We start from the raw sequence: 23111 nt of genomic DNA on the forward strand, positions 1-23111 counted from the left end.
GGCTTTTATACACTGACCGCTTGCCTGCGATAAGGGGCACACGCGCAGAACAATACTGCAACTTCAGGAGCAATGGCTTGCGGTCGATTTTTATCACGTTCGTTATCAGCCCGCTGCTCCAAAGCGATAGCAATTGTGATTGGCGCATAACGCTTGCCGCTTGCGCCAATCACAATTGCTCGCCAAAAGCTCGATTGTGTTTTGCGTGAATCGCGGCTAGTGCGCGCAGCGCAAGCCGGATAAGATGATAACAGGCGGCCAAGGCACGCCCTGGGCAGGTGCCAGTCTGCAGGCTCAACGGGCGCAGACCGGGGCCGGGGCTATCGCGGGCGCACTATACCGGCAAAGCCCATGGCAGGCAGGCGCAGATCCGCTATACGTAGCAAAGGGAGATCTGCACACAGAGTCAACATAAATCAGACGGAGCAAAGGATTCAGGATGAACGATACGTGGTTGGGCATTGCAGGAAGGGTCGTAGCGGTCACGGGCGCAAACGGCGGGATCGGACGCGCAACGGTGCGTGCGCTGCTTGAAAATGGCGCGCATGTCGCCATGCTGGATCGTCAGGCATTATCGCCTGGTGAGGTGGACCAGCTGCGTGCCAATGCCAAGGGTGAATGCCTGTCACTGGCCTGCGATGTTGCTGACGATGATCAGATCGCTGCGACGGCAGAAATCGTGAGCAGGCAACTGGGCCACTGTTTTGCACTGGTCAACAATGCTGCGGTCTCTGTACAGGGGCATCTTGACGCGATTGCTGTTGCAGACTGGCAGCGCCAGATTGACGTCAATCTGACAGGCTACTTGCGATGTGCCCGCGCCTTTGGCCAGTCAATGCAGGCCCAGGGCGAAGGTGCTATCGTTCATATCGCATCCATCGCCGGTTCAAATCCCCAGCCGTTCAGCGGCGCCTACAGCACAACCAAAGCGGCAATCCTGATGCTGTCCCGGCAACTGGCGGTTGAATGGGGGCCACAGGGGGTGCGCAGCAATGCGATCAGTCCCGGGCTGATTCGTACACCCCTGAGCGAACCCTATTATGTCGATTCGCACGTGCGCGAGCAACGGGAAAATGCCGTGCCTCAACGTCGCATCGGCATGTCGGAGGATATCGCCAATGTGGCCGTCTTTCTTGTAAGCAATCGTTCGGCCTACGTCAATGGTGCAGAAATAGTTGTGGATGGAGGCTTTACGCAGTCGCTCATGAGTCATATTCCGCGACCACGTCGCGCGTAAAATGCAATGTGTCTGCGAAATGTGGCAGCCAAATACGTCAGCGCAAAATAAGTCAGTGGGTCTGCTGTTGCGCTGACGAGCACACATGCTGGCCATGCAGAATCCACTCGTTGGTGCCACGGCAGACCTGTGCGGTGCTCAGCTTTTTTAAAAGGCAGGCCAGGCCTGCTTTCCGGTTCCGATGAGTGCGATCGGACGGGCGCAATCAGGTGAAAGCGCTCTGGTACATACTATCAACCCATCGCAGCCTCATACCGGCGTGCCACTTCGGGCCAGTTGACTACATTGTAGAACGCAGCAATATATTCGGGTCGGCGGTTCTGGTACTTCAGATAGTAAGCATGTTCCCACACATCAAGGCCAAGAATCGGTGTGTTGCCGGTCATCAGCGGGCTGTCCTGGTTGGCCGTGCTTTCAACAACAAGTTTCTTTTCAGGCGTAACGCTCAGCCAGGCCCAGCCGCTACCGAAGCGGGAGATGGCTGCTTTGGTGAAGGCTTCCTTGAACTTTTCCAGACCACCCAGATCCGCGTCAATGGCTGCGGCAAGACTGCCATCGGGCTGGCCGCCGCCTTGTGCAGACATCACTTGCCAAAACAGGCTGTGATTGGCATGGCCACCGCCGTTATTGCGTACCGCCGCGCGCACGGATTCGGGAAGTGTATCGATATTGGCAATCAGTTCCTCGACAGCCGGCTTGGGAAGGCTTGCACCCTCCAGCGCCGCATTCAGGTTGTTGATATACGTCTGGTGATGCTTGGTGTAGTGAATTTCCATCGTCTGTGCATCGATATTGGGTTCGAGCGCATCGTAAGCGTAAGATAAAGCGGGAAGGGTATAAGACATGAATTGCTCCTGATGTAATTAGTGATAAAAGAATCGGCAAGCTGATGCATCCGCTGGCGGTGCCGGTCGAATGCAAGTGCTCAACCCACGGGGGCGTGAAGGCAAGAGAAAGCCCGTCAATGCATGGCTATGTCAAGTGTGATACCGGCCGCGCCTTGGCTTGCCGCCAGTTTCGCTTGTTTATCGTTCGGGAGCTGGCCCAGAAAACGGGTCAGCTCGCCATAGGTGCGCCGGCTGTGATTCATGGCCGCCATTTGCCACGCTTGCGGCAGTGCGCGATCATTCATCGCGGCGCACAGTTTTTCGTGTGCCAGGCACAAGTGCAGGCGTTGTAGTGCTTCGCTGCCAAGACGCTCGTAAGTATCGGCCAGATTGTGATGGGCAATGACATAGGCGGCAATGGCGGTATCGGCATCGTCAGCCTGGCCAAAAAAATCCGTGGCCATGGTCAGGGCAAGATCATAGTGTCCTATCGCTTCCCTGTAGCTGCCGCTGCTGAACGCATCATTGCCATCTGTCGTTGCCTGACGCCAGCGCACAAGATAATCCTGGCTGTTTACCGCGGACGCTTCGGTCCTTATTTCATTCAGCATAACGCCTCCATGGCAATCCCATTGTATCGCTTATGCAAATAGTAATGATTTTTATTATAGATAGCAACAATGGCCTTTCTGAAAGTAATGTGAATATTTCATTTATCTTTAAAAATAAATGACTTATGAAATAAATAACCCCGTATCTATACTCTTTCAGCAGTGTTTAACAACGAAGATTAACTGTAAAAAACCCAGAAAAATAATGGATGTCACTTCTTTTTCACTTGACTATTAAGGTCATAAAATATATCGTACGATATGTTTATAAGGAATTGAAATGAAAAAAGACAAGCAGCCAGGTGATCGCTCGCGCGAACATGGCCGGCATCGCCACGAGGCGAATTTTACCCGTGGCCGCAAATTTTCATCGGACGATCTGCAGCTTATGTTGCTGGCTTTGCTTGAAAAGCAGCCCAGTCACGGTTATGAACTGGTCAAGGAGTTGGACTGCCGTTCCGGCGGATACTGGAAGCCCAGCCCTGGCATGGTGTATCCGGCGCTTACCTACATCCAGGAAATTGGTTATGCCTCGGTGTCGGTCAGCAGCAACAAAAAATCCTATGCGTTATTGCCTGAAGGTCTGGCATTCTTGAATGAACATCGCGATCAGGCAGAGGAATTGCTGGCCATGCTGGTGCATCTGGCCAACAAAATGAAATACATCCAAGGAGTGATGGCCGCTGACAGCGATGCCACAGGCAATGACGGCTGGCTCCCTGAGTTTCTGGCAGCGCGCCTCGCTCTGAAGCGGTCATTGCTGCTTAAAAGCGCTGCCGATCCACAGGAGCAAAAGCGCATCACCACGATTCTGCAAGAGGCCATTGCGCAAATCAACCAGTCCTGTACACCGTCACGATAGGATCAATGGATGCATACCACTGCGGCGCTACAGCCGTCCGAAGGCGCGCTGCTAGATGCGAGCACCAGGATGCGCCCTCCAACGCCTGTTTATCGACGGCATTTTCGACAGATTCACCTATGAGTACCCTGACAATGATGCAAACCCCGATTCCCACCGAACACACGCCCCAGCGCGTGCGCCATCCGCTCAAGGCTCGCCTGCTGCAAGTGCGGCAGGTCACCCGCCTGACGCCGCGCATGGTGCGCGTCACGTTTCATGGCCCCGATCTTGGCGACTTTATCTCCGCCTCGTTTGACGATCACATGAAACTGTTTTTCCCTGCCGATGGCCAGCTCGTCGTTCCGACAAACACCGAAGCGGGGCCGCAGTTTCCTGAAGGCACTGTGCGTCCGCCATCGCGCGATTACACCCCACGACGCTACCGTCCCGCAGACAACGAACTGGATATTGATTTTGTCCTGCATGGCGATGGGCCGGCTTCAACCTGGGTGGCTAGCGCAACGGCCGGTGATCAACTGGTTGTTGCCGGGCCGCGCGGCTCATTTGTCATGGCGTCAGACTTCGACTGGCAATTGATGATTGGCGACGAAACCGCCTTGCCGGCTATCGGTCGGCGTCTTGAAGCGTTGCCCGAAGGCGCCAAAGTCCACGTGATTGCAGTGGTGGAAAACGCCGCCGAAGAGCAGCGCTTTCATACGCAGGCCGATGTCCAGATCACCTGGCTGCACCGACAGCAGCAGCCCGAGCAAGCACTGGTCGACGCCGTACGTGCCTTTGCGCTGCCGGCTGGCGAAGGCTATATCTGGGGCGGTGGCCAGGCCGCGCAAATGCGGGCCATCAGCCAGTACCTGCTTGAAGAAAAGGGCATTGATAAATCACGGATGCGCATCAGCAATTACTGGAAGCAGGGCACTCCACAGGAATAGGTCACATGCGGCGACAGCAGTAACCATAGCGTGCTATTGCACTTGCCTCAGGCAAAACGCTTGGACCCTGCGACACATGCAATGACCGCCACCGTGACGCCGATCATCAGCATGCTGACCGGTTCGTGCAGCAGCGTTGCTGCCAGCGCCAGGCCAAAGAAAGGCTGTAGCAATTGCAACTGGCCGACAGCGGCAATGCCGCCCTGGGCCAGGCCACGATACCAGAACACAAAACCGATAAGCATGCTGAACAGCGACACATAAGCCAGGCCTGCCCAGGCGGGAGCGCCGATGCCTGCAAATGAGGCCGGCATGGTCAGCAGCGAGAGAATCAGCATGGCAGGCAAAGACAGCACCAAAGCCCAGCAGATCACCTGCCAGCCGCCCAGGTTGCGTGACAGCGCCGCGCCCTCGGCATAACCCAGCCCACAGACAAGCACGGCGGCAAGCATCAGCAGATCGCCCGTCAGGGAGGCGCTCAGGCCCTGCGACAGGGCAAATCCTGCCACCAGCAGGCTACCGGTGACAGAGAAGAGCCAGAAGGCAGGGCGCGGCTGCTCGCCGCCCCGCAATACGCCGAATGCCGCTGTGGCCAGCGGCAACAGTCCGATAAACACAATGGAATGCGCCGACGTGACATGCTGCAGCGCCAGCGCCGTCAGCAGCGGAAACCCCACCACGACCCCCAGGGCCACGATGAGCAGCGGGACCAACTGGGCCCGGGTGGGACGTTTTTGACTGAACACCAGCAGCATGACCAGCGCCAGTACACCGGCAATGGTTGCACGGGCGACCGTCAAAAATATTGGGTCAAATTGCAGCACCGCCACGCGCGTTGCCGGCAGCGAACCACTGAAAATCAGCACGCCGAGAAATCCATTGAGCCAGCCACCTGCTGTATTTGTCTGCCAATTTCCGTGTTTCATGTATTCACCCGATTGATCATCCGTCATCTATCACACCTGCAATTGCGCCCGTATTGTCGTGAAACAGCAATGGCAAAATGCAATCTTAGAACTTATAATAATGACAATCAAATTATTGTCATGGATACATCTGCCTATGGCCCGCCTGCGATACAAAACAGTTGTCGATCGATTTGCGCAGCAAATCCAGGCAGGGCAGCTGGCGCCGGGAACCCGGCTGCCGACCCACCGGCAACTGGCTGCGCGCGAAGGCATGTCCCTGGTTACCGCGACCCGCGTCTACGCCGAGCTGCAAGCCATGGGGTTAGTCAGCGGTGAAACCGGGCGCGGCACTTATGTGCGGGCCATCACGCTCACGCCCGGACACGGAACGGATCAGCACGTGGTCGCAGCCGATATGATAGATCTCAATTTCAATTACCCTTCGTTGCCACAGCAGGCCGAACTGCTGCGCCATGCGCTCAGGCAGTTGTCCACTTCGGGCGATCTGGCCTCGCTGTTGCGCTATCAGCCTTATGGCGGCAGGGCACACGACCGGGCAGTGATGGCGCAATATCTGGCGCATCGCGGGCTTATCGTCGATGCCGGGCAGATTCTGATCGTGAATGGTGCGCAAGATGGCCTGGCCATCACGGTGATGGCACGCCTGAATCCAGGTGATGTGGTTGCCGTCGATGCCTTGACTTATCCCGGCTTTCGGGTGCTGGCAGATATGCTGCATCTGGAGCTGGTGCCCATCCCGGCAGACAACCATGGCCCCGATATTGCCGCGCTGGAAAAGCTGTGTCGTTCGCGTCGGATAAAGGCGATCTATACCATGCCCACCATGAACAACCCGCTGGGCTGGGTCATGAGCGAAAACCACAGGCAGCAACTGGTGGCGGTTGCACGCAAATACAGCCTGCTTATTATCGAAGATGCCGCCTACGCTTTTCTGGTTGATGACGCGCCTGCGCCTATTGCCCAGCTGGCGCCGGATATCACGATCTACATCACCGGGTTTTCAAAAAATGTTGCCGCAGGTTTGCGCGTGGGCCTGGTCGCGGCGCCGCCGGCGCATATTGCCTCGCTGGAACGGGCCATACGCGCCACAACCTGGAGTACGCCGGGAGTGATGACCGCCATGACAATTGAATGGATCCGCGACGGCACAGTATTGCAGCTTGAACGCGAAAAACGCGAAGACGCACAATACCGCCAGGCCATGGCCCGAAAGATCCTGGCAGGTATCTCGTGCGTCGGCCACCCCTCATCCTATTTTCTGTGGATCCCCTTGGCCGAAGAGGTACGGGCAGATCAGATTGCGATGGCGCTCATGCGCGAACAGATTTCCGTGTCAACAGCAGAGCCATTTGCCACTACGGTCCACGTGCCGCATGCAATTCGCCTGGCACTTGGGTCGGTTACGCCGGACGTACTACAGTCGGCATTGGAGCGGGTCAGGCATTGCGTGATGTCTTATGCATGACGCGGATTTTTCATCGCCGATTGTGCGATTGTTATAGAGCAAACACAGAGAAGGGCTCCGGTCACGCGGTGACTGCCAGGCGCCGGGCACAGCCGGGCTTTCGCGATCGACAAAGACGCCTGCTCGGCCACACTTAAGTTTTACTTATAGAGTCAATAATTATAGATGTAGCCGCTGGTATCAACTTCTGCAACACTGGCCAGACTTTCCCCATTTGAGTTCTGACTACCATGAAGAAGTATTACCAAGCGAACGAAGCATTTGCAGGCCTGTCGGCCCCTGTCTGGCGCGCCTCCACCGTTGTGTTTGACGACGTTGAATCCTTCATACACAGAAAGGCGCGGCAGCCTGATGGTTTTAGCTATGGCATCACGGGCACGCCAACCGCCCGTTTGCTGGAGCAGGATATCGCTCGTCTTGAAGGTGGCCGCCACTGCGCGGTGACGCCATCCGGACAGGCCGCATTATGTCTTGCCGTGATGGCGTTCGTGCAGGGTGGAGATCATCTGCTTATTTCGGCAGCAAGCTATGGCGCCCTGAAAACCTACGCAGAAAAATGGCTGGCCCGCCTGGGGGTCGAGGTTGAATATTATCCACCGGATATTGCGCATGAAATATCGCGTTTTATCAGGCCCAATACGAAGATGATCTGCGCCGAGGCGCCTGGAACGGTCACCATGGAAATGCCCGACATCCCGGCGATTGTGGCTGCAGCCAAAAAACACGGTGTGATGACCATGATGGACAATACCTGGGCCTCGCCACTGGGTTTTCGTCCACTGGAGCATGGCATTGATTTGTGTGTCGAGGCTGCAACCAAGTTTTTCGGTGGTCATTCTGATTTGCTTCTCGGTGCCGTCATCACCAATGATGCCCAGCAGTTCGCACAGTTACGTGAGACGCAGAGCATTATGGGGCTGCAGACCAGTCCAGATGATTGTTTTCTGGTGATGCGCGGGCTGGAAACCTTCGAGATCAGATACCGCCGGCAGAGTGAGAATGCCCTGACCATCGCCACTTGGTTGCAGCAACAGCCCGAAGTCAGGGACATGCTGTTTCCCTGCCTGCCCGGTGACCAGGGGCATGAAGTATGGAAGCGTGATTTTGGAGCGGGCGGTTGCCTGTTTTCTTTTACGCTCAACCAGGAGAATCAACAGGCTTATCGCGCATTTTTCGCTGCGCTGGAGCATCTTGTGCTTGGCGCCAGCTGGGGTGGCGTACACAGTCTGATCGCATTCTATCCGGCGCAAATGCAGCGCGACAGGGTATTTCCGAGAACGGATCAGGCCATCATCAGATTATCGGCAGGATTGGAGGATCCCGAACTGATTATCCAGGATTTAAAAAAGGCCCTAAGCGCCTATGCCCAAGTTTGCGCATAAAAAATGCGCGACGGCAGGCGTCAATAGATAAATCTGCTGTAAAGAAAGAGCGTTCACATCCGGTATGCGCCTGCAGCCAGGGCACCGGGTGCGGATCGAACACAACATCACATCAATGTGGAGACATGATATGAAAACGACGACATGGATACGTGGACCACGGCAACTGGCAGCTATGCTGGTTTTGGCCATAGGAGGAGCGAGTGTTACTGCACCCGCACTTGCAGAGCAAACAGATCTACTGGAAAGAATCAAAAGCACCGGCGTCATACGCATTGCCAATACCCAGGCCAGTCCACCCTGGAGCATGCTTGACGACAAGAATCAGCTGACCGGGTACGATGTGGCCATTGCCAAAGAGATGGCGCAGCGCATGGGAACGCCGAAAATAAAATTTGTTGGCGACACCTACAAGAACTTTGTAGAAGGGTTGAAAACAGATAAATACGATCTGGTCATGAACGATATGACACCCACCGAGACGCGCCGCAAACAGGTTGATTTTTCCGTCCCTTATGGGGTTGAAGTATTTCGCATTTTCGTTCGTAATGACAATACCGATATTACGGACAGAGCAACACTCGCCGGCAAAAAGGTAGGGGTTTCGACCGGATCATCCAACGAAAGCTGGGCACGTGAGCATCTGACCGATTCGGATATCAGAGGCTACGATAACGGGTCGCTAATTTTCAATGATATCGCCAATGGCAGAATCGATGCTGTCATCATTTCCCATTTTGGTGGTATGAAGTACGCGCATGCCAAAGGGATTCCAGTCAAGGAGGTTGGCGAACCCTTGACATTCCAGTTGGCCGCTGCAGCGCTGCCAAAAGGACAGGATGCCTTGCGTGAAGCCGTCAACAGTGCATTGGACAGCATGCTCAAGGATGGCACCGTCGAACGCATAAGCAATGAGTTTGTCGGCAAGGATTACAACATGCTGGGCTCAATAGCGGCAGCCAAAGAAGAAATCGCAGCAGAGGGGAAATAATCATGCTGGAGCTGTTCATGCGAGCCTTGCCGCTCCTGCAAAACGCACTGCTCTTGACCTTGTTGCTATCGGCCAGCTCTTTTATCCTGGGTTGTATACTCGGTCTGTTTATTGCGCTGGCACGGATCTCGTCCTTCAGGGTACTGCGCTACGCGGCATTCGTTTACGTGTCCATCTTTCGCGGTACGCCGTTGCTGGTGCAACTGCTGCTCATCTATTTTGGCCTGCCGCGCATAGGCATTGTTCTTGAACCTGTGCCCTCTGCCATTATTGCCCTCACGTTGTTTTCAGCTTCCTATCTGAGTGAAAACTTCCGCTCCGGCATCAATGCCGTGGACAAAGGGCAGTGGGAGGCAGGACTGTCCATGGGGTTGAGCTACCGTAAGCTGATGCAGCGGATCATTCTCCCGCAGGGCCTGGTCATTGCCATTCCAACGGTAGGCAGTCGCCTGATCGCGTTGGTGAAGGACACCTCGCTTGCATCCACTGTCACGGTGGTGGAGTTGACCAGGGTGGCTGACCAGGTAGGCGCGGCCACGTTCCGCTACATGGAGATGTTTCTTATGGTTGGCGCTATTTACTGGATCATCAACCAAATACTGACAATTCTTCAGACTTATCTGGAGCAACGGTGTGCGAGGCATATTCGATGACATCTGAAATCACAAGCGCAGTGCAGGCGCGTGGCATTTGCAAAAGCTACGCGGGAACACCGGTTTTGCATAGCGTCGATCTGGACGTAGATAAAGGAGAGGTGGTCGTTATCATGGGACCCTCGGGTTCAGGAAAGACCACGCTGTTGCGATCCCTGAACTTCCTGGAGCGACCGGACAGCGGCACGGTCGAGATCGCCGGGATCAGGGTTACGGTTGAGCCCACACAGCAATATACAGGCAAGCAAAAGCATGAGATCCAGCAGATACGCAGAAAATCGGCCATGGTCTTTCAGTCTTTCAATCTGTTCCCACACATGACGGCAATTGCAAACGTCATAGAGGGACTGATCAGTGTTCAGGGTATGGCCAAAGCGTCAGCAATGGACAAAGGCATGCAGCTGCTTGAGCGCGTCGGTCTGGCGCAAAAGGCAAATGACTATCCGGCCCATTTGTCGGGCGGGCAAAAGCAGCGGGTTGCCATTGCCAGAGGGCTGGCGATGGATCCCGAAGTTATCCTGTTTGATGAACCGACCTCTGCGCTTGACCCTGAACTGCGTGACGACGTGCTGGAGGTTATGCGGGCACTGGCGCGTGATGGTATGACCATGATCGTGGTCACGCATGAGGTCAGGTTTGCCAAAAGTGTCGCAAACCGTATAATCTTCATGGAGCAGGGTTCCGTTCTGGAGAATAGTTCGGCGAAACAATTTTTCAGTAATCAGGGCAATTCACGCATTACCCAGTTTCTGGGGCAGGTCGATTAGCCTGATCATTGGCGATTCGTAATGGGGTGACCGGTCTTGCTTGTTTGAGCTGGCCGTTTGCTTCTGTGTGAGCACTGCCGGCAGCGATCATTTTCCTTCCAGGAGCCGCGTATGAATGCCCGGGACATCGAAATTTTCCGCTCGGTCATGGTGTCCGGGACGGCCAGCAAGACCGCCGCTTTACTGGGGATTTCGCAATCGGCAGTCAGCCAATCATTGCGTAAGCTGGAAACCTCGGCAGATCTGTGTTTGTTCGAACGAATTCGCGGACGGCTGGTTCCCACCCGCGAAGCGCAGATACTGCTCAATGATATCGAGCGGCATTTTGTCGGTATGCAGGCAATAGAACATCGCATTCGCAGCCTGAAGTCCGGTGGCGCCGACCGGCTGACTGCTGCTGTGTACCCTGCGCTGGGCTTTAGTTTTCTGCCGCACGTTGTTGCGTCCTTTCGCCATCGTTTTTCAGAAACCTCTATCTCTTTGCAAATCATGAGCTCCAAGGATGTGCATGCGCATGTGACATCCGGACAGGCCGATTTTGGTTTAATGGCAGATGAGATGTCGCTGGCCGGTCTGGAACACTCGCTGTTCTACAGAACACAATGCGTGGTCGTCATGCGCAAAGACCATCCGCTGAACAATAAGCAGATCATTGCGCTCACAGATCTTCAGGATATGGATTTCATCGCGCTTAACGCCGAAGACAGTAGTCGCATTCGCCTGGATGCCCTGCTGCAGAACGCCAATGTGGTGCCCAGGCGTATCGTTGAAACGCCTTATTCGCAAACGGTATGTGAACTGGCCCGACAAGGGGTGGGCATTGGCGTTGCCAATCCGGTGACCGCGATAGGTTATGCTGACAGCGGGCTGGTCCTCAAGCGAGCAGCATTCGATGTCGAGTTTCGCGCGATTCTGCTGTTTCGTACAGATAGATTATTCTCGGAAAGTTCCAAGCAGTTTCTTAAATTCATGCGTATTCAAATGAGTGAAGTGCAAACACAGATTGACGAGCTGCTGGGTGCAATACCGTCCAAACCCGCTGGCCGAAAATCACGGTAAATGCAATCCTCAGGTGTGGTGAGCGCGGCGATATCACAGCTGCACTCACCAGGTTCTGGATCAGATAACCGCTTCAATCAGAAACGGCCCCTTGCGCGTCATGGCGCTGCGCAGCACATCGGATAAGGCTGCCGTGGTGGTCACCCGGGCAGCTTCTACGCCGGCCGCGTTGGCCATGTGTACCCAGTCGAATGCGGGGTTGTCCAGATCCAGCATGCGATGGGCATTGCGGCCGGGCGCGCCGGCGCCAACCTGCTTGAATTCGTTATGCAATATGGCATAACTGCGATTTGCAAAAATAACAGTGACCACATCCAGTTGTTCGCGGGCCTGTGTCCAGAGGGCCTGAAGGGTATACATGCCACTGCCGTCAGCCTGCATCAGAACGACTTTGCGATCCGGGCAGGCAACGGCTGCACCAGTGGCCATAGGAATTCCGATCCCGATGGCACCGCCTGTGATCTGCAGGAAATCGTGTGGCGCCGAGCCAAATGTCGATTTGAACGAATCCCTTCCCGAGGTAACAGACTCATCGCAAATAATCGCGTTCTCGGGCAGCAGGCTGCCAATCGCCTGGATCACGGCAGCTGCGTCCAGTGTCCCAGTCGGCAGGCCGATATCGATTCGTTCTGCAAGCAGGCTGATCGGCGTCTGGGTTGCGCCCACGGCATCAGCCAGGGCTTCCAGGGCGCCGGGCAGATCATCGTCCGGCTGCGTCAGTTCAATACGTTTGCAATTTTCCGGAACCAGTTCGCCAGGCTTGCCCGGGTATGCAAAAAAGGCAACGGGCGTTTTTGCGCCCACCAGAATCAACTGTTCGGTATCTTGCAACGCTTTGATGGCAAGATCAACGTTAAATGGCACGCGTTCTATTTTCACACGCCCTGCACCCCGTTCAATGCGACCGTTGGACTGTTGCGCCATCAGCCGGGCACCGGTACGCTCAGCGATCCGGGCTGCGGTCTCCAGCGCCTTGCTACGCAGCGCTTTGCCAGACAGCAGGATCACTGTATTGCGACCGTTATTGAGCGCTTCGGTTGCCGCTCGCAGGGCTTGCGGAGCAACCTGTGTGCGCTTGACGGCCGGCGCCTTTTGTATGGGGGTGGAGGTTTCAGTCCATGCGGCATCTGCCGGCAGAATCAGCGTGGTCACAGCCCCGTAGCCGCTGTTTGCTGCACTGATCGCCGCCGCTGCAGCGCCGGAAACATCGTCGGCCGACGCAATACGCCTTACCCAGTCGGACATGGGTGTGGCCAGGCTTTCGATATCGCTGGTCAGCGGTGCGTCGTATTGCAAATGATAACTGGCGTGATCGCCCACGACGTTGACCATGGGGGTATGGGCGCGCCTGGCGTTGTGCATGTTGGCCAGGCCGTTGGCCATGCCGGGCCCGCAATGCAGCAGCGTGGCTGCCGGCTTGTCGGCCATTCGTGCATAGCCGTCGGCGGCGCCTGTCACCACGCCCTCGAAAACACCCAGTACGCAGCGCATCTGCGGCTTGCGATCCAGCGCTGCTACAAAATGCATTTCCGAGGTACCGGGGTTGGCAAAACATACATCAATATCGTTTTCCAGCAAGGTATCGCAAAGACTGTCTGCTCCGTTCATGAATCTATAAACCTTTTTCAACTATGTTCCGCGCACGGAACGGGTTAACAATAAAAACTATTTGGACTGAATATGTTTGTCCTGAATCAGCTTGTTCCAGCGTTCACGTTCCTTGGCCTCGAATGCCGTCAGATCAGTGCCGAATATTGTGCCTGGCTGGGTGCTGGTCTGCTGCAGTTTCTGTTTCAATTCGTTCGAGGCCAATGCTTTTTCTGCAGCAGCAACCAGCGTCTTGATGGCCTCGGGAGGCGTGCCGGCTGGTGCATACAGGGCAAACCATGCGCTCACATCAAAGCCCGGCAGGCCCGATTCGGCGACCGTCGGGACATCCGGGATGGCAGGATCCCGCTGCGCGCCCGTTACGGCAACTGCGCGCACTTTTCCTCCATCTTTCACTTGTGATAGCGTGCTGGGCAGGTTGTCCATCAGTATGTCCACCTGGCCGCCGATCAGCGCAGGCATCGAGCCCGACACGCCTTTGAATGGCACATGCAGCATGCTGATGCCGGCTGCGTCTTCCAGATAGGCGCCGGTCAGATGCACCGATGAGCCCACGCCTGGAGAAGCGTAGCTGAGCTTTTTATCTTTTGCCGTCTTGGCCTTTTCAATCAGGTCGCCAAGCGACTTGATATCGGAATTGGCATTGACGGCAATGATATTCGGTGTGGTACCTGCCAACGCAATGGGCGCAAAATCCTTTTGCGGATCAAAGGGCATATCCTTGTACAGAAACTGGTTGATGGTCTGCGTCCCGATGGTGCCCATGCCAATGGTATAGCCATCTGCTTTGGAGCGAGCCAGTGCGCCCATGCCCACATTGCCGCCGGCACCGGCCCGGTTCTCGACCACAATGCTCTGGCCCAGTTCCTTTTCCAGTGCCTGGGCAACATGCCGGGCGATCAGATCGGTTGTGCCGGCAGGCGGGAAGGGCACAATCAGGGTAACAGCGCGCTCGGGATAACCGGCTGCGTGCGCTGCGCTGGCGACACAGCAGGCAGCAAGGGTCGCCAGCGCCAGGGACCGAATCGGTGTGACCGTATTGGAAATGAATGTCATAGCATGTCTCCTTTGGATGCGTGTTTCTTATCGTTGTATCGTATTACTGTCGGGAGTCCGGGTGGCCACCCCTGTGCATAGTGTATCCGCTTCCAGGACCAATACAAATGAAATATGAAGAAGCTGATTTCATCGGCCCTGAGGCATGGTTCGTTCTGCGTTTTGCATGGTGGAATACTTGATCCGGGCGCCACGGTCAATTGATCCTGCGCCACTGGCACTGTTGCCCTGTGTCAGTTGAGCAACCGCTCCTGTGCCCAGTCGCAGCAGCCTATTGACGGCGAGGGCATCCACGCCATGTTCGGGCCACATCTGCGTCACTGGGCCGCACGCGGACAGCATCGGGACAGCTCATTCTGCCAGACCGTAACCGCCGCCGCCCGGCGTTTCAATCACAAATATATCCCCCGGCTGCAGATTGGCACTGTCCTGCGGGCCAAGCTCTGTCACAGAACCATCGGCCCGCTCGATATAGTTCCTGCCGGTCTGGCCCGGCTCCCCGCCCTTCAGACCGAAGGGTGCGTATTTGCGATTATTGGAAAGAATGGCAGCGGTCATCGATTCCAGAAAGCGCATGCGCCTGACGCCGCCATCGCCACCGTGCCATTTGCCCTTGCCGCCGGAACCGTGGCGGATGGCATAGGATTCAAGGCGTACCGGGAAACGCAGCTCCAGCACTTCGGGGTCGGTTAGCCGGGAGTTGGTCATATGCGCCTGCACCAGCGAGGTACCGTCAAAGCCTTCGTCGTCCGAGTCCAGATACACAGGGCCGGCGCCGGTGCCGCCAGAGACGGTTTCATAATATTGGTAGCGGGCATTGCCGAAAGTGAAGTTGTTCATGGTGCCCTGGCTGGCTGCCAGCACACCCAATGCGCCGTACAGCGCATTGACAATGCACATGGATGTTTCCACATTGCCGGCCACCACGGAAGCGGGCGGCTCGGGGTTGAGCATGGATGCCGATGGGATCACTATATTGATAGGCTTGAGGCAACCGGCATTGAGCGGGATTTCATCGTTCACCAGTGTACGAAAGACATAAAGCACGGCGGCCACGGCGATCGAGGCAGGCGCATTGAAGTTATTGGTCAGTTGTGCAGATGAACCGGTAAAGTCGACAGTCACCGATTCACGATCGTCATGAATCCGGATCGCGACCTGTATTACGGCGCCGTTGTCCAGTTTATAGGTGTAGCTGCCATCACGCAGCAGGGGAATCACGCGACGCACCGAGGCCTCGGCATTATCCTGAACATGCTGCATATAGGCTTGCACGACCTCCAGTCCAAACGTATCGCACATGGCATGCAGTTCCCTGACGCCCTTCTGGTTGGCTGCAATCTGTGCCTGCAGATCGGCCAGGTTTTGGTCGGGGTTGCGGGCCGGATACCTGCCCGACATCAGAATGTCCCGCGCTTCCCGTTCGCGGAACCGACCGTTGCGAACCAGCTGGAAATTGGTGAAAAGCACGCCTTCTTCTTCGATGGTCGTCGAGTCCGGTGGCATTGAGCCGGGCGTGAGCCCGCCGACATCGGCGTGGTGCCCGCGTGATCCGACATAAAAAATGATCTGCTTTTGGTCACGAGCAAACACAGGTGTGATAACGGTGATGTCCGGCAAATGCGTGCCGCCGTGATAGGGATCGTTCACCACATAGGCATCGCCCGGACGCATGTTCCCGGCATTTTCCCGCATGACCGTCTTGATCGATTCGCTCATGGATCCCAGATGCACCGGCATATGCGGCGCATTGGCAATCAGATTGCCCTGGTCATCGAAAATCGCGCAGGAAAAATCCAGCCGCTCCTTGATATTGACCGAATAGGCGGTGTTCTGCAGACTCAGGCCCATCTGGTCGGCAATCGACATAAACAGATTATTGAAGACTTCAAGCATCACCGGGTCGGCATCCGTGGAAACGGCTAGTGCATTACGCAGGGGGACGGTCCGCGTCAGAATCAGATGATCCTTGCCGTTGAGGGTTGCCGACCAGCCTGCTTCAATAATCGTGGTCTGGTTGGCTTCGGAAATAATCGCGGGGCCGGCAACAACATCGCCAGCCTGCAGCGCTTGTCGCCGGAATACCGGTGTGTCATGCCAGGCGCCGTTGCTGTACATTTGGCGACGTGAATCTGCCACAGGCTGGCTGTCATCGCGCCGCGTAATCAACGCCTCGTCAATCCGGCTGCCGGCAATCACCGCTTCAACCAGCAAGGATTCGACAACCAGCGCACGATCTTCGATCAGAAACGAGTACCGCTGGCGATACTGTTCATTGAATGCAGCAAGCATGTGTTCTGCATCGGCAAAATTCACTTCCAGGGCGCTGTCGGTGCCCTGGTATTTCAACAGTGCACGGGTGTTCAGCACGATCTGCATGCCTGTGGTCAGCCGTGTCTTCAATTCTGCGCTGGCCTGCGCGCCTAACTGGTCGCGTAATTGCTCCAGTTCCGGGATCAGGCTGTCATGTAGCGGCTTTTCCACGGTCTGCTGGCGAATGGCCACCTGATCTGCCAGACCCATGCCATAGGCTGACAGCACCCCGCCCAATGGATGGGCAAACACAGTTGTCATGCCAAGCGCATCTGCAACCAGGCAAGCGTGCTGGCCTCCGGCGCCGCCGAACGTGGTCAGCGTATAGCGCGTGACATCGTGGCCCTGTTGCACTGAAATCCGTTTGATTGCTTCGGCCATGTTTTGTACGCCAATGGCCAGAAAGCCTGCGGCCACCTCTTCCGGGCTCACCTGCCGGCCCGTAGCCTTGCTAACCTGCGCACTCAGCAAACCGAACTTTTCGGTCACAACCTGTGTATCCAGCGGTTCATTGCCATTGGCGCCGAACACCGCCGGAAAGTAATCCGGCTGGATTTTACCCAGCATGACATTGCAATCGGTAATAGTCAGCGGGCCCTGTTTGCGATAAGAAGCAGGGCCGGGGTTGGCGCCTGCCGAATCCGGTCCGACACGCAGGCGCGCGCCGTCAAAATGCAGAATTGAGCCGCCGCCGGCTGCCACAGTATGGATACGCATCATGGGCGTGCGCATGCGTACCCCGGCCACAGAGGTTTCGTAATCGCGTTCGTAAACACCGGAAAAATGCGACACATCGGTCGAAGTGCCACCCATGTCAAAACCGATTATTTTCTCGTAGCCCGCCTGTTGGCTGCTGCGCGCCATCCCGACGATGCCGCCGGCCGGGCCAGACAAGATGGCGTCCTTGCCACGGAAGCGGTGGGCGTCCGACAGGCCGCCCGAAGACTGCATGAACATCAGATTGACGCCGGGCAATTGCGAGGCGACCCGATCCACGTAGCGGCGAAGGATCGGCGACAGATAGGCATCTACCACCGTGGTATCGCCGCGCGACACAAATTTGATCAGCGGGCTGACATCATGCGATGCAGAGATCTGCGTGAAGCCGATATGCTGCGCCAGCTGGGCTGCCAGCTTCTCGTGAGCCGGGTTGCGCCAGGCATGCATAAATACAATTGCAATACTGCGCAGGCCCTGATCGTAAGCCGCTTGCAGCTGCGCGCGCAGCGCCTGTTCGTCCATTATTGTGATGACATCGCCGGCCGCGTCGATCCGTTCGTCGGCTTCCAGCACCTGTTCATAAAGCATCTCGGGCAGGACCACATGGCGATCGAACAATCGCGGGCGATTCTGGTATGCAATTCGCAAGGCGTGGGCAAAGCCGCGGGTTGTCAAAAAAACAACACGTTCGCCTTTGCGCTCCAGCAGTGCATTGGTGGCAACCGTGGTCCCCATTTTGACGCAATCGATATTTTGCACCGGAATCGGATCACCCTTGGCAACGCCAAGAAGATCGCGTATTGCCTCAATCGCTGCATCCTCATAATGATCGGGATTGTCCGAGAGCAGTTTTCTGGTCAATAAGGTTTTTTGCGGATTGATTGCGACGATGTCGGTGAAGGTGCCGCCACGGTCTACCCAGAATTGCCACTTGCTCATGTTTTTTGTCCTGCCTGTCTCTAATAAAAATATTGATTCTGAAAATTGTGCTCGTCATTTTCTGAACGGGCGTCATGCAAGTGTATCAGCACAAATCATGCCAATGTTTTCGGCGGTATCATTTGGCTGGCATAAACGCTTGCATGCCGCGCCTTCATACATGTCGGCTTGATCGCAAGCGTATCACCGCCGCAACGGCACTGTCGTCTGGAAGCGGCACCTGAAGCGATACACAAAGCGGCACAGGAGACGATACGTGAAGCAGTGCTGCCCGGTTGTGCGGCGTAATCGTTGTGTCCAATTGTCTGTAAGTCTGTAAATATGCTAGCACCGGCCTCTGGCTTGCGCGTCCGAACGCCGCCCGGTTTCGGTGCAGACCCTATCAGTGTTTTCCCTTTGCCTGAAAATCTTCTCGTGCCCTTGCGGCAAAAATCTTATATTCTCTGAAGTATGACAGCCATAGGGCTGATATAACCGTAACTGCCAGTCCGCCAGACACTGCCCATCTTCAGGCTGCGTCTGCGGCCGCATAACCCTGACATTGAAGGATGCCCCCCATGAAAAATAATGCTCTGGTTCTGACCGCGCTTGCCACCGCTCTATTCAGTGTGAATGCTTCAGCCGCCACGCAATGGGACTTGCCCACGGCTTACCCTGATTCCAATTTTCATACTGAAATTGCCATGAAATTCGTCAAGGCTGTGTCCGATGCCACGGGCGGCGAATTCAAAATTACCGTTCACTCCAACGCATCGCTGTTCAAGGCGCCGGAAATCAAGCGGGCAGTGCAGGGTAATCAGGCTCAGGCCGGTGAAATCCTGCTAAGCAACTTCGCCAACGAAGATCCCATTTATGAACTGGATGGCCTGCCGTTTTTGGCCACCGGCTATGAACAGGCCTGGAAACTGTACCAGGCACAGAAACCCTATCTGGAAAAGAAACTGGAATCCCAGGGTATGAAGCTGTTGTATTCAGTGGCGTGGCCGCCGCAAGGGATCTACACCAATAAAACGCTCAATTCGATTGACGACATGAAAGGCCTGAAATGGCGTGCGTACAGCCCGGTCACTTCCAAAATTGCACAGGAAGTGGGCGCCCATCCGGTTACCATCCAGCAGGCGGAACTGTCCCAGGCATTGGCCACGGGAGTGGTCGATTCATATATGTCATCGGGTTCTACCGGTTACGACACCAAAACCTATGAGTATTTGAAAAAGCTCTACGACACGCAGGCCTGGTTACCCAAGAATGCATTGATCGTCAATAAAAGAGCCTTTGATGCACTGGACGATAAAGAGCGCAAGGCATTGCTGGATGCGGCAGCCGAAGCTGAAAAAACCGGCTGGGCATTGTCTCAGGAAAAAACCAAATGGTACAACGAGCAATTGGTAAAGAATGGTGTGGAAATAGTTAAACCCTCGAGCGAGCTGATTGCCGGCCTGACCAAAATCGGCGAGAGCATGATTGCCGACTGGACCAAGAAAGCTGGTGCAGATGGTGAAAAACTGCTGAACGACTACAAATCAAAATGAGACGTTTGCTTAACTGTGTCTATGAAGGCGCCGCCTGGCTCGCCGGGCTGTTCATGATCGGCATTTTGGTATTTGTGCTCTGGTCCATCATCATCAGGCAAATGGGAACCAATTTTCCGGGGCTCGATGCCTATGCCGGTTACTCCATGGCAGCGGCAGGTTTTTTGGCGCTGGCCAGCACCTTTCGCAACAACGAACATATTCGGGTCACGCTGATTCTGTCTGCGCTCAAGCCGCGCGCGCGCCACTATCTGAACCTGTTCACACTTGTGGTTGCGACAGTGCTGTCGGGGGCACTGGCCTGGTTCAGCATCAAGCTGGTCATGGACTCCTATAGTTATCACGATCTGTCTACCGGAGAAGATGCTACGCCCTTGTGGATCCCACAGTTGGGTATGGCTGCCGGTTGCCTGCTATTTTGCATCGCGATTGTGGACGAATTTATCAGTTCCCTCAAAAAAGGCTACTCGCGCACAGAGGAAGAGCCGGTTTCCATCCAGACCTGATCGGTGGTCAGGACACCTTCCTTTGGGTAATCCGTGCCGGGCAAGATCGCCGGCAAATCATGCGCATACTGCGCGGAATGCATTATGAATGAGTCAATTGTCATTATTGTCCTGCTGGTTGCCATCTTCGGCTTTCTGGGCGCAGGGGTCTGGGTTGGCCTGACACTGTCCGGTTGCGCTTGGCTGACCATGGCGCTGTTCTCCTCCAGACCGGCGGGCGATGCCATGTCGCTAACTATATGGGGTGCGTCCTCGAGCTGGACGCTGACCGCGCTGCCGCTGTTTTTATGGATGGGCGAAATTCTGTTTCGCTCCCGGCTCTCCACCGATCTGTTTCGTGGCCTGGCCCCGTGGCTGAACCGGTTGCCTGGTAAGCTGCTGCATACCAATATTATTGGCTGCGCCATTTTCGCCGCCGTCTCAGGTTCATCGGCAGCGACCTGCGCCACCATCGGAAAAATGACGATTCCCGAACTCAAGCGTCGTGGCTATCCCGACGATCAGGTGCTGGGTACGCTGGCGGGCGCCGGCACGCTCGGCCTGCTTATTCCGCCATCCATTATTATGATTGTGTATGGCGTTGCCGCCAACGTGTCCATCTCCCGGCTATTTATTGCAGGCGTGGTACCAGGTATTCTGCTGGCTGTTTTGTTCATGGGTTACATCATTGTGTGGTCACTGCTTCATCCCGGGGCCATTCCACCCGAGCAGAACAAAATGACGTTCCGACAGAAAATTGCCGAGTCCCGTTATCTGATCCCGGTGGTGTTGCTGATTGTGGCTGTACTTGGTTCTATCTATACTGGCATCGCAACGGCTACTGAGGCTGCAGCGCTCGGCGTTGTCGGTGCTTTCCTTCTTTCCGTACTGCAAGGCTCCATGAGCTGGGCCGCGTTCAAGGACTCGTTGCTGGGCGCAACACGACTGTATTGCATGATTGCGCTGATTCTGGCTGGCGCCCAGTTCCTCACGCTGGCAATGGGCTATATCGGGTTGCCACGCGCGCTGGCCGAATGGATCGCGTCCCTGGGACTGTCGCAGTTTGGTCTTGTGCTCGCGCTTATGGCGTTCTTCGTCTTATTGGGCTGCTTTCTGGATGGGATCTCAATGGTAGTGCTCACTATCGGTGTGCTACTTCCTACCGTACAGGCTGCAGGGCTTGACCTGGTGTGGTTTGGTGTCTTTCTGATTTTCGTTATTGAGATGGCTCAAATCACGCCACCTATTGGTTTTAATTTGTTTGTATTGTCCGGCATGACCAAAAAGGAGCTTCCCTATATCGCCAGGGTGGCGCTGCCCATGTTCCTGCTGATGATCGTTGGCGTGATGATTATCTACTGGATTCCGGACCTGGTACTGTGGCTGCCACAGAACGTACGCTAAGTGCCCATGGCGCAAGATGCCATGCGCATATTTTCATCATGTAAATGATGTAAGCATGCATGTCTGCAAGTGGCAAATGCGGTGCAAAATGCACGATCATCGCCAAAGTAAATCGAAATTGCTCAAAAATATTTTGTGTGTATATGTAATAAAGTGTTTTTAATTTTAATTGACATAATTTTGCCAAGACTGAAACCTTATGATGGAAGATAACTTTTGTAAGATTTCAATTGGCATTTGCGCAAATCGCTAGGGTTTCCACTAGTCTCAATATGAATTTTAATGTGTAACGTGTAGCGAAATGCGCAAGTTGTGTGAAGAACAAACGTCACACACGTTTCACAATGCATGTTTAGGATAGCCGGGGTACATGAAAACATTTGATGAATTGTTCTCTGCGTTTAGCGAAGACAACGGTGGCGAAAATCTGGAGTACGATGCTGCGTTTCTGGCATTACAGCAGGCGGTAGTAGAAAAGCCGGAACAACAGTTTGGCGATACGATTATTGATGCTCAGGCTCCGGATTGGAACCAGGTTGAAAAGCAAGCGCTCGCGCTTTGTGACAGAACCTGCGATTTACGCGTGATCCATGCGCTGGCTTGCGCATGGGCGTCACAAAATGGTCTCGCAGGCTACGCCAGCGGTATCCGGTTGGCGCACGATGCTCTGCAAAAATGCTGGATTGGCGTCTATCCGCAACTGGTTGAAGATGATTACGAAGATCCGTTGCCCCGCATCAACGCCATCAATTCTCTGGCAGATATGCAAGGTGTAGGACGAAGCGTACGCAGCGCCAACCTGCTCACCGGCGCACACGGCCAGTTGTCGTTGCGCGATGCTGAATCCATCATGGAAGGCTCGCGTGCCGATCTGTTCCCCGGTGGCCGGGCTCGTTTGGTGGAAACGCTGAACCAGGCTGCTATTGCGGGTGCTCCGGAAATGATCGGATTGAGCGGCGCAGCAAAAAGCCTGCAGGGCATTGTGGAACTGGCCACCGAAAAGCTTGGCACAGAGTGGGCGCCGTCGGCATCATCGCTGCAGCGAAGTTTTGAGCTGATCACAAGTGCATTAGGTGCTTCGGCAACGTGGCAAGCGCAACAGCCCGATAGCACGGGTGTAGATAACAATGGCGAGCAAGGTGTGGTTGAACCTGCCGCCGGCAATATCGCAACAGCGCAACAGCAAATGGCGGAAAGGTCGGTGTCATGGACAGAAGTGCAAATCAAAACGCGCGACGAGGCGATGGTTGCACTTGAAAAAATCAGCAGTTATTTTGAAATTCACGAACCGAGCCACCCGGCTCCGTTCCTGATCCGGCGGGTTCAGCAGACCATTCCTCTT

The 23111-nt window shown here is 55.3% G+C and carries 19 protein-coding genes; 13 read left to right on the forward strand and 6 right to left on the reverse strand.

The window, feature by feature from the left end; genetic code table 11:
• The first annotated feature begins 439 nt into the window (after positions 1–439).
• On the forward strand, positions 440–1237 hold the full coding sequence (locus tag ACTIKR_RS13490; protein WP_442328089.1) for an SDR family NAD(P)-dependent oxidoreductase: 798 nt from the start codon (positions 440–442) through the stop codon (positions 1235–1237).
• A 233-nt stretch (positions 1238–1470) separates the two neighbouring features.
• Here ACTIKR_RS13490 and ACTIKR_RS13495 read toward each other — a convergent pair whose 3' ends face one another.
• Positions 1471–2082, reverse strand: coding sequence for a superoxide dismutase (locus ACTIKR_RS13495; RefSeq protein ID WP_442328090.1), 612 nt, complete (start codon positions 2080–2082; stop codon positions 1471–1473).
• A gap of 116 nt (positions 2083–2198) precedes the next feature.
• On the reverse strand, positions 2199–2675 hold the full coding sequence (locus ACTIKR_RS13500) for a hypothetical protein (RefSeq protein WP_442328091.1): 477 nt from the start codon (positions 2673–2675) through the stop codon (positions 2199–2201).
• A 280-nt stretch (positions 2676–2955) separates the two neighbouring features.
• Here ACTIKR_RS13500 and ACTIKR_RS13505 point away from each other — a divergent pair, with 280 nt between their 5' ends.
• Entirely contained in the window at positions 2956–3537 is a 582-nt protein-coding gene (locus ACTIKR_RS13505; RefSeq protein ID WP_442328092.1) for a PadR family transcriptional regulator, read from the forward strand.
• Positions 3538–3656: 119 nt separating this feature from the next.
• A complete protein-coding gene (locus ACTIKR_RS13510) occupies positions 3657–4466 on the forward strand; it encodes a siderophore-interacting protein (RefSeq protein WP_442328093.1) in 810 nt (269 codons plus the stop codon).
• Between the two features lie 47 nt (positions 4467–4513).
• Here ACTIKR_RS13510 and ACTIKR_RS13515 read toward each other — a convergent pair whose 3' ends face one another.
• Positions 4514–5392 carry a DMT family transporter gene (locus ACTIKR_RS13515; protein ID WP_193089846.1) on the reverse strand — a complete coding sequence of 293 codons (879 nt, stop codon included), beginning with the start codon at positions 5390–5392 and terminating at the stop codon, positions 4514–4516.
• Between the two features lie 136 nt (positions 5393–5528).
• Here ACTIKR_RS13515 and ACTIKR_RS13520 point away from each other — a divergent pair, with 136 nt between their 5' ends.
• The 6 genes from ACTIKR_RS13520 (at position 5529) to ACTIKR_RS13545 (ending at position 11712) form a co-directional block, all read left to right on the forward strand.
• On the forward strand, positions 5529–6860 hold the full coding sequence (locus ACTIKR_RS13520; RefSeq protein WP_442328094.1) for an aminotransferase-like domain-containing protein: 1332 nt from the start codon (positions 5529–5531) through the stop codon (positions 6858–6860).
• A 230-nt stretch (positions 6861–7090) separates the two neighbouring features.
• Positions 7091–8242 carry a cystathionine beta-lyase gene (gene metC, locus ACTIKR_RS13525; protein WP_442328095.1) on the forward strand — a complete coding sequence of 384 codons (1152 nt, stop codon included), beginning with the start codon at positions 7091–7093 and terminating at the stop codon, positions 8240–8242.
• A 130-nt stretch (positions 8243–8372) separates the two neighbouring features.
• Complete coding sequence (locus tag ACTIKR_RS13530; protein ID WP_442328096.1) at positions 8373–9233, forward strand: transporter substrate-binding domain-containing protein; 861 nt, start codon at positions 8373–8375, stop codon at positions 9231–9233.
• 2 nt (positions 9234–9235) lie between these two features.
• A complete protein-coding gene (locus ACTIKR_RS13535; RefSeq protein ID WP_128393116.1) occupies positions 9236–9886 on the forward strand; it encodes an amino acid ABC transporter permease in 651 nt (216 codons plus the stop codon).
• Entirely contained in the window at positions 9883–10653 is a 771-nt protein-coding gene (locus ACTIKR_RS13540; RefSeq protein WP_193089842.1) for an amino acid ABC transporter ATP-binding protein, read from the forward strand. The genes ACTIKR_RS13535 and ACTIKR_RS13540 overlap by 4 nt, the downstream gene beginning before the upstream one ends.
• Before the next feature lie 111 nt (positions 10654–10764).
• Positions 10765–11712, forward strand: a complete 948-nt coding sequence (locus ACTIKR_RS13545; RefSeq protein ID WP_193089841.1) for a LysR substrate-binding domain-containing protein — start codon at positions 10765–10767, stop codon at positions 11710–11712.
• Between the two features lie 60 nt (positions 11713–11772).
• Here the strand turns inward: ACTIKR_RS13545 and ACTIKR_RS13550 are convergent, their stop codons facing one another.
• From ACTIKR_RS13550 to ACTIKR_RS13560, 3 genes are all read right to left on the reverse strand, one after another.
• Positions 11773–13320 (reverse strand): acetolactate synthase large subunit, encoded by a 1548-nt coding sequence (locus ACTIKR_RS13550; RefSeq protein WP_193089840.1) that lies wholly within the window; start codon positions 13318–13320, stop codon positions 11773–11775.
• 57 nt (positions 13321–13377) lie between these two features.
• Positions 13378–14376, reverse strand: a complete 999-nt coding sequence (locus ACTIKR_RS13555) for a Bug family tripartite tricarboxylate transporter substrate binding protein (protein WP_442328097.1) — start codon at positions 14374–14376, stop codon at positions 13378–13380.
• A 351-nt stretch (positions 14377–14727) separates the two neighbouring features.
• On the reverse strand, positions 14728–18348 hold the full coding sequence (locus ACTIKR_RS13560; protein WP_442328098.1) for a hydantoinase B/oxoprolinase family protein: 3621 nt from the start codon (positions 18346–18348) through the stop codon (positions 14728–14730).
• Positions 18349–18905: 557 nt separating this feature from the next.
• Between ACTIKR_RS13560 and ACTIKR_RS13565 the strand changes: the two genes are divergently transcribed.
• The 4 genes from ACTIKR_RS13565 to tssA all read left to right on the forward strand — a co-directional run.
• Positions 18906–19880, forward strand: coding sequence for a TRAP transporter substrate-binding protein (locus ACTIKR_RS13565; RefSeq protein WP_442328099.1), 975 nt, complete (start codon positions 18906–18908; stop codon positions 19878–19880).
• Positions 19877–20386: a TRAP transporter small permease gene (locus ACTIKR_RS13570; protein WP_193089836.1), complete on the forward strand. Its 510-nt coding sequence runs from the start codon at positions 19877–19879 to the stop codon at positions 20384–20386. Before ACTIKR_RS13565 ends, ACTIKR_RS13570 begins: the two co-directional genes overlap by 4 nt.
• A gap of 84 nt (positions 20387–20470) precedes the next feature.
• Positions 20471–21769: a TRAP transporter large permease gene (locus ACTIKR_RS13575; protein ID WP_193089835.1), complete on the forward strand. Its 1299-nt coding sequence runs from the start codon at positions 20471–20473 to the stop codon at positions 21767–21769.
• A 370-nt stretch (positions 21770–22139) separates the two neighbouring features.
• Positions 22140–23111, forward strand: a 972-nt coding sequence (gene tssA, locus ACTIKR_RS13580) for a type VI secretion system protein TssA (RefSeq protein ID WP_442328100.1), incomplete at its 3' end; no start/stop codon positions are given.

Origin of the sequence: Advenella sp. (assembly GCF_052108595.1) — a bacterium.
Taxonomy (GTDB): domain Bacteria; phylum Pseudomonadota; class Gammaproteobacteria; order Burkholderiales; family Burkholderiaceae_B; genus Advenella.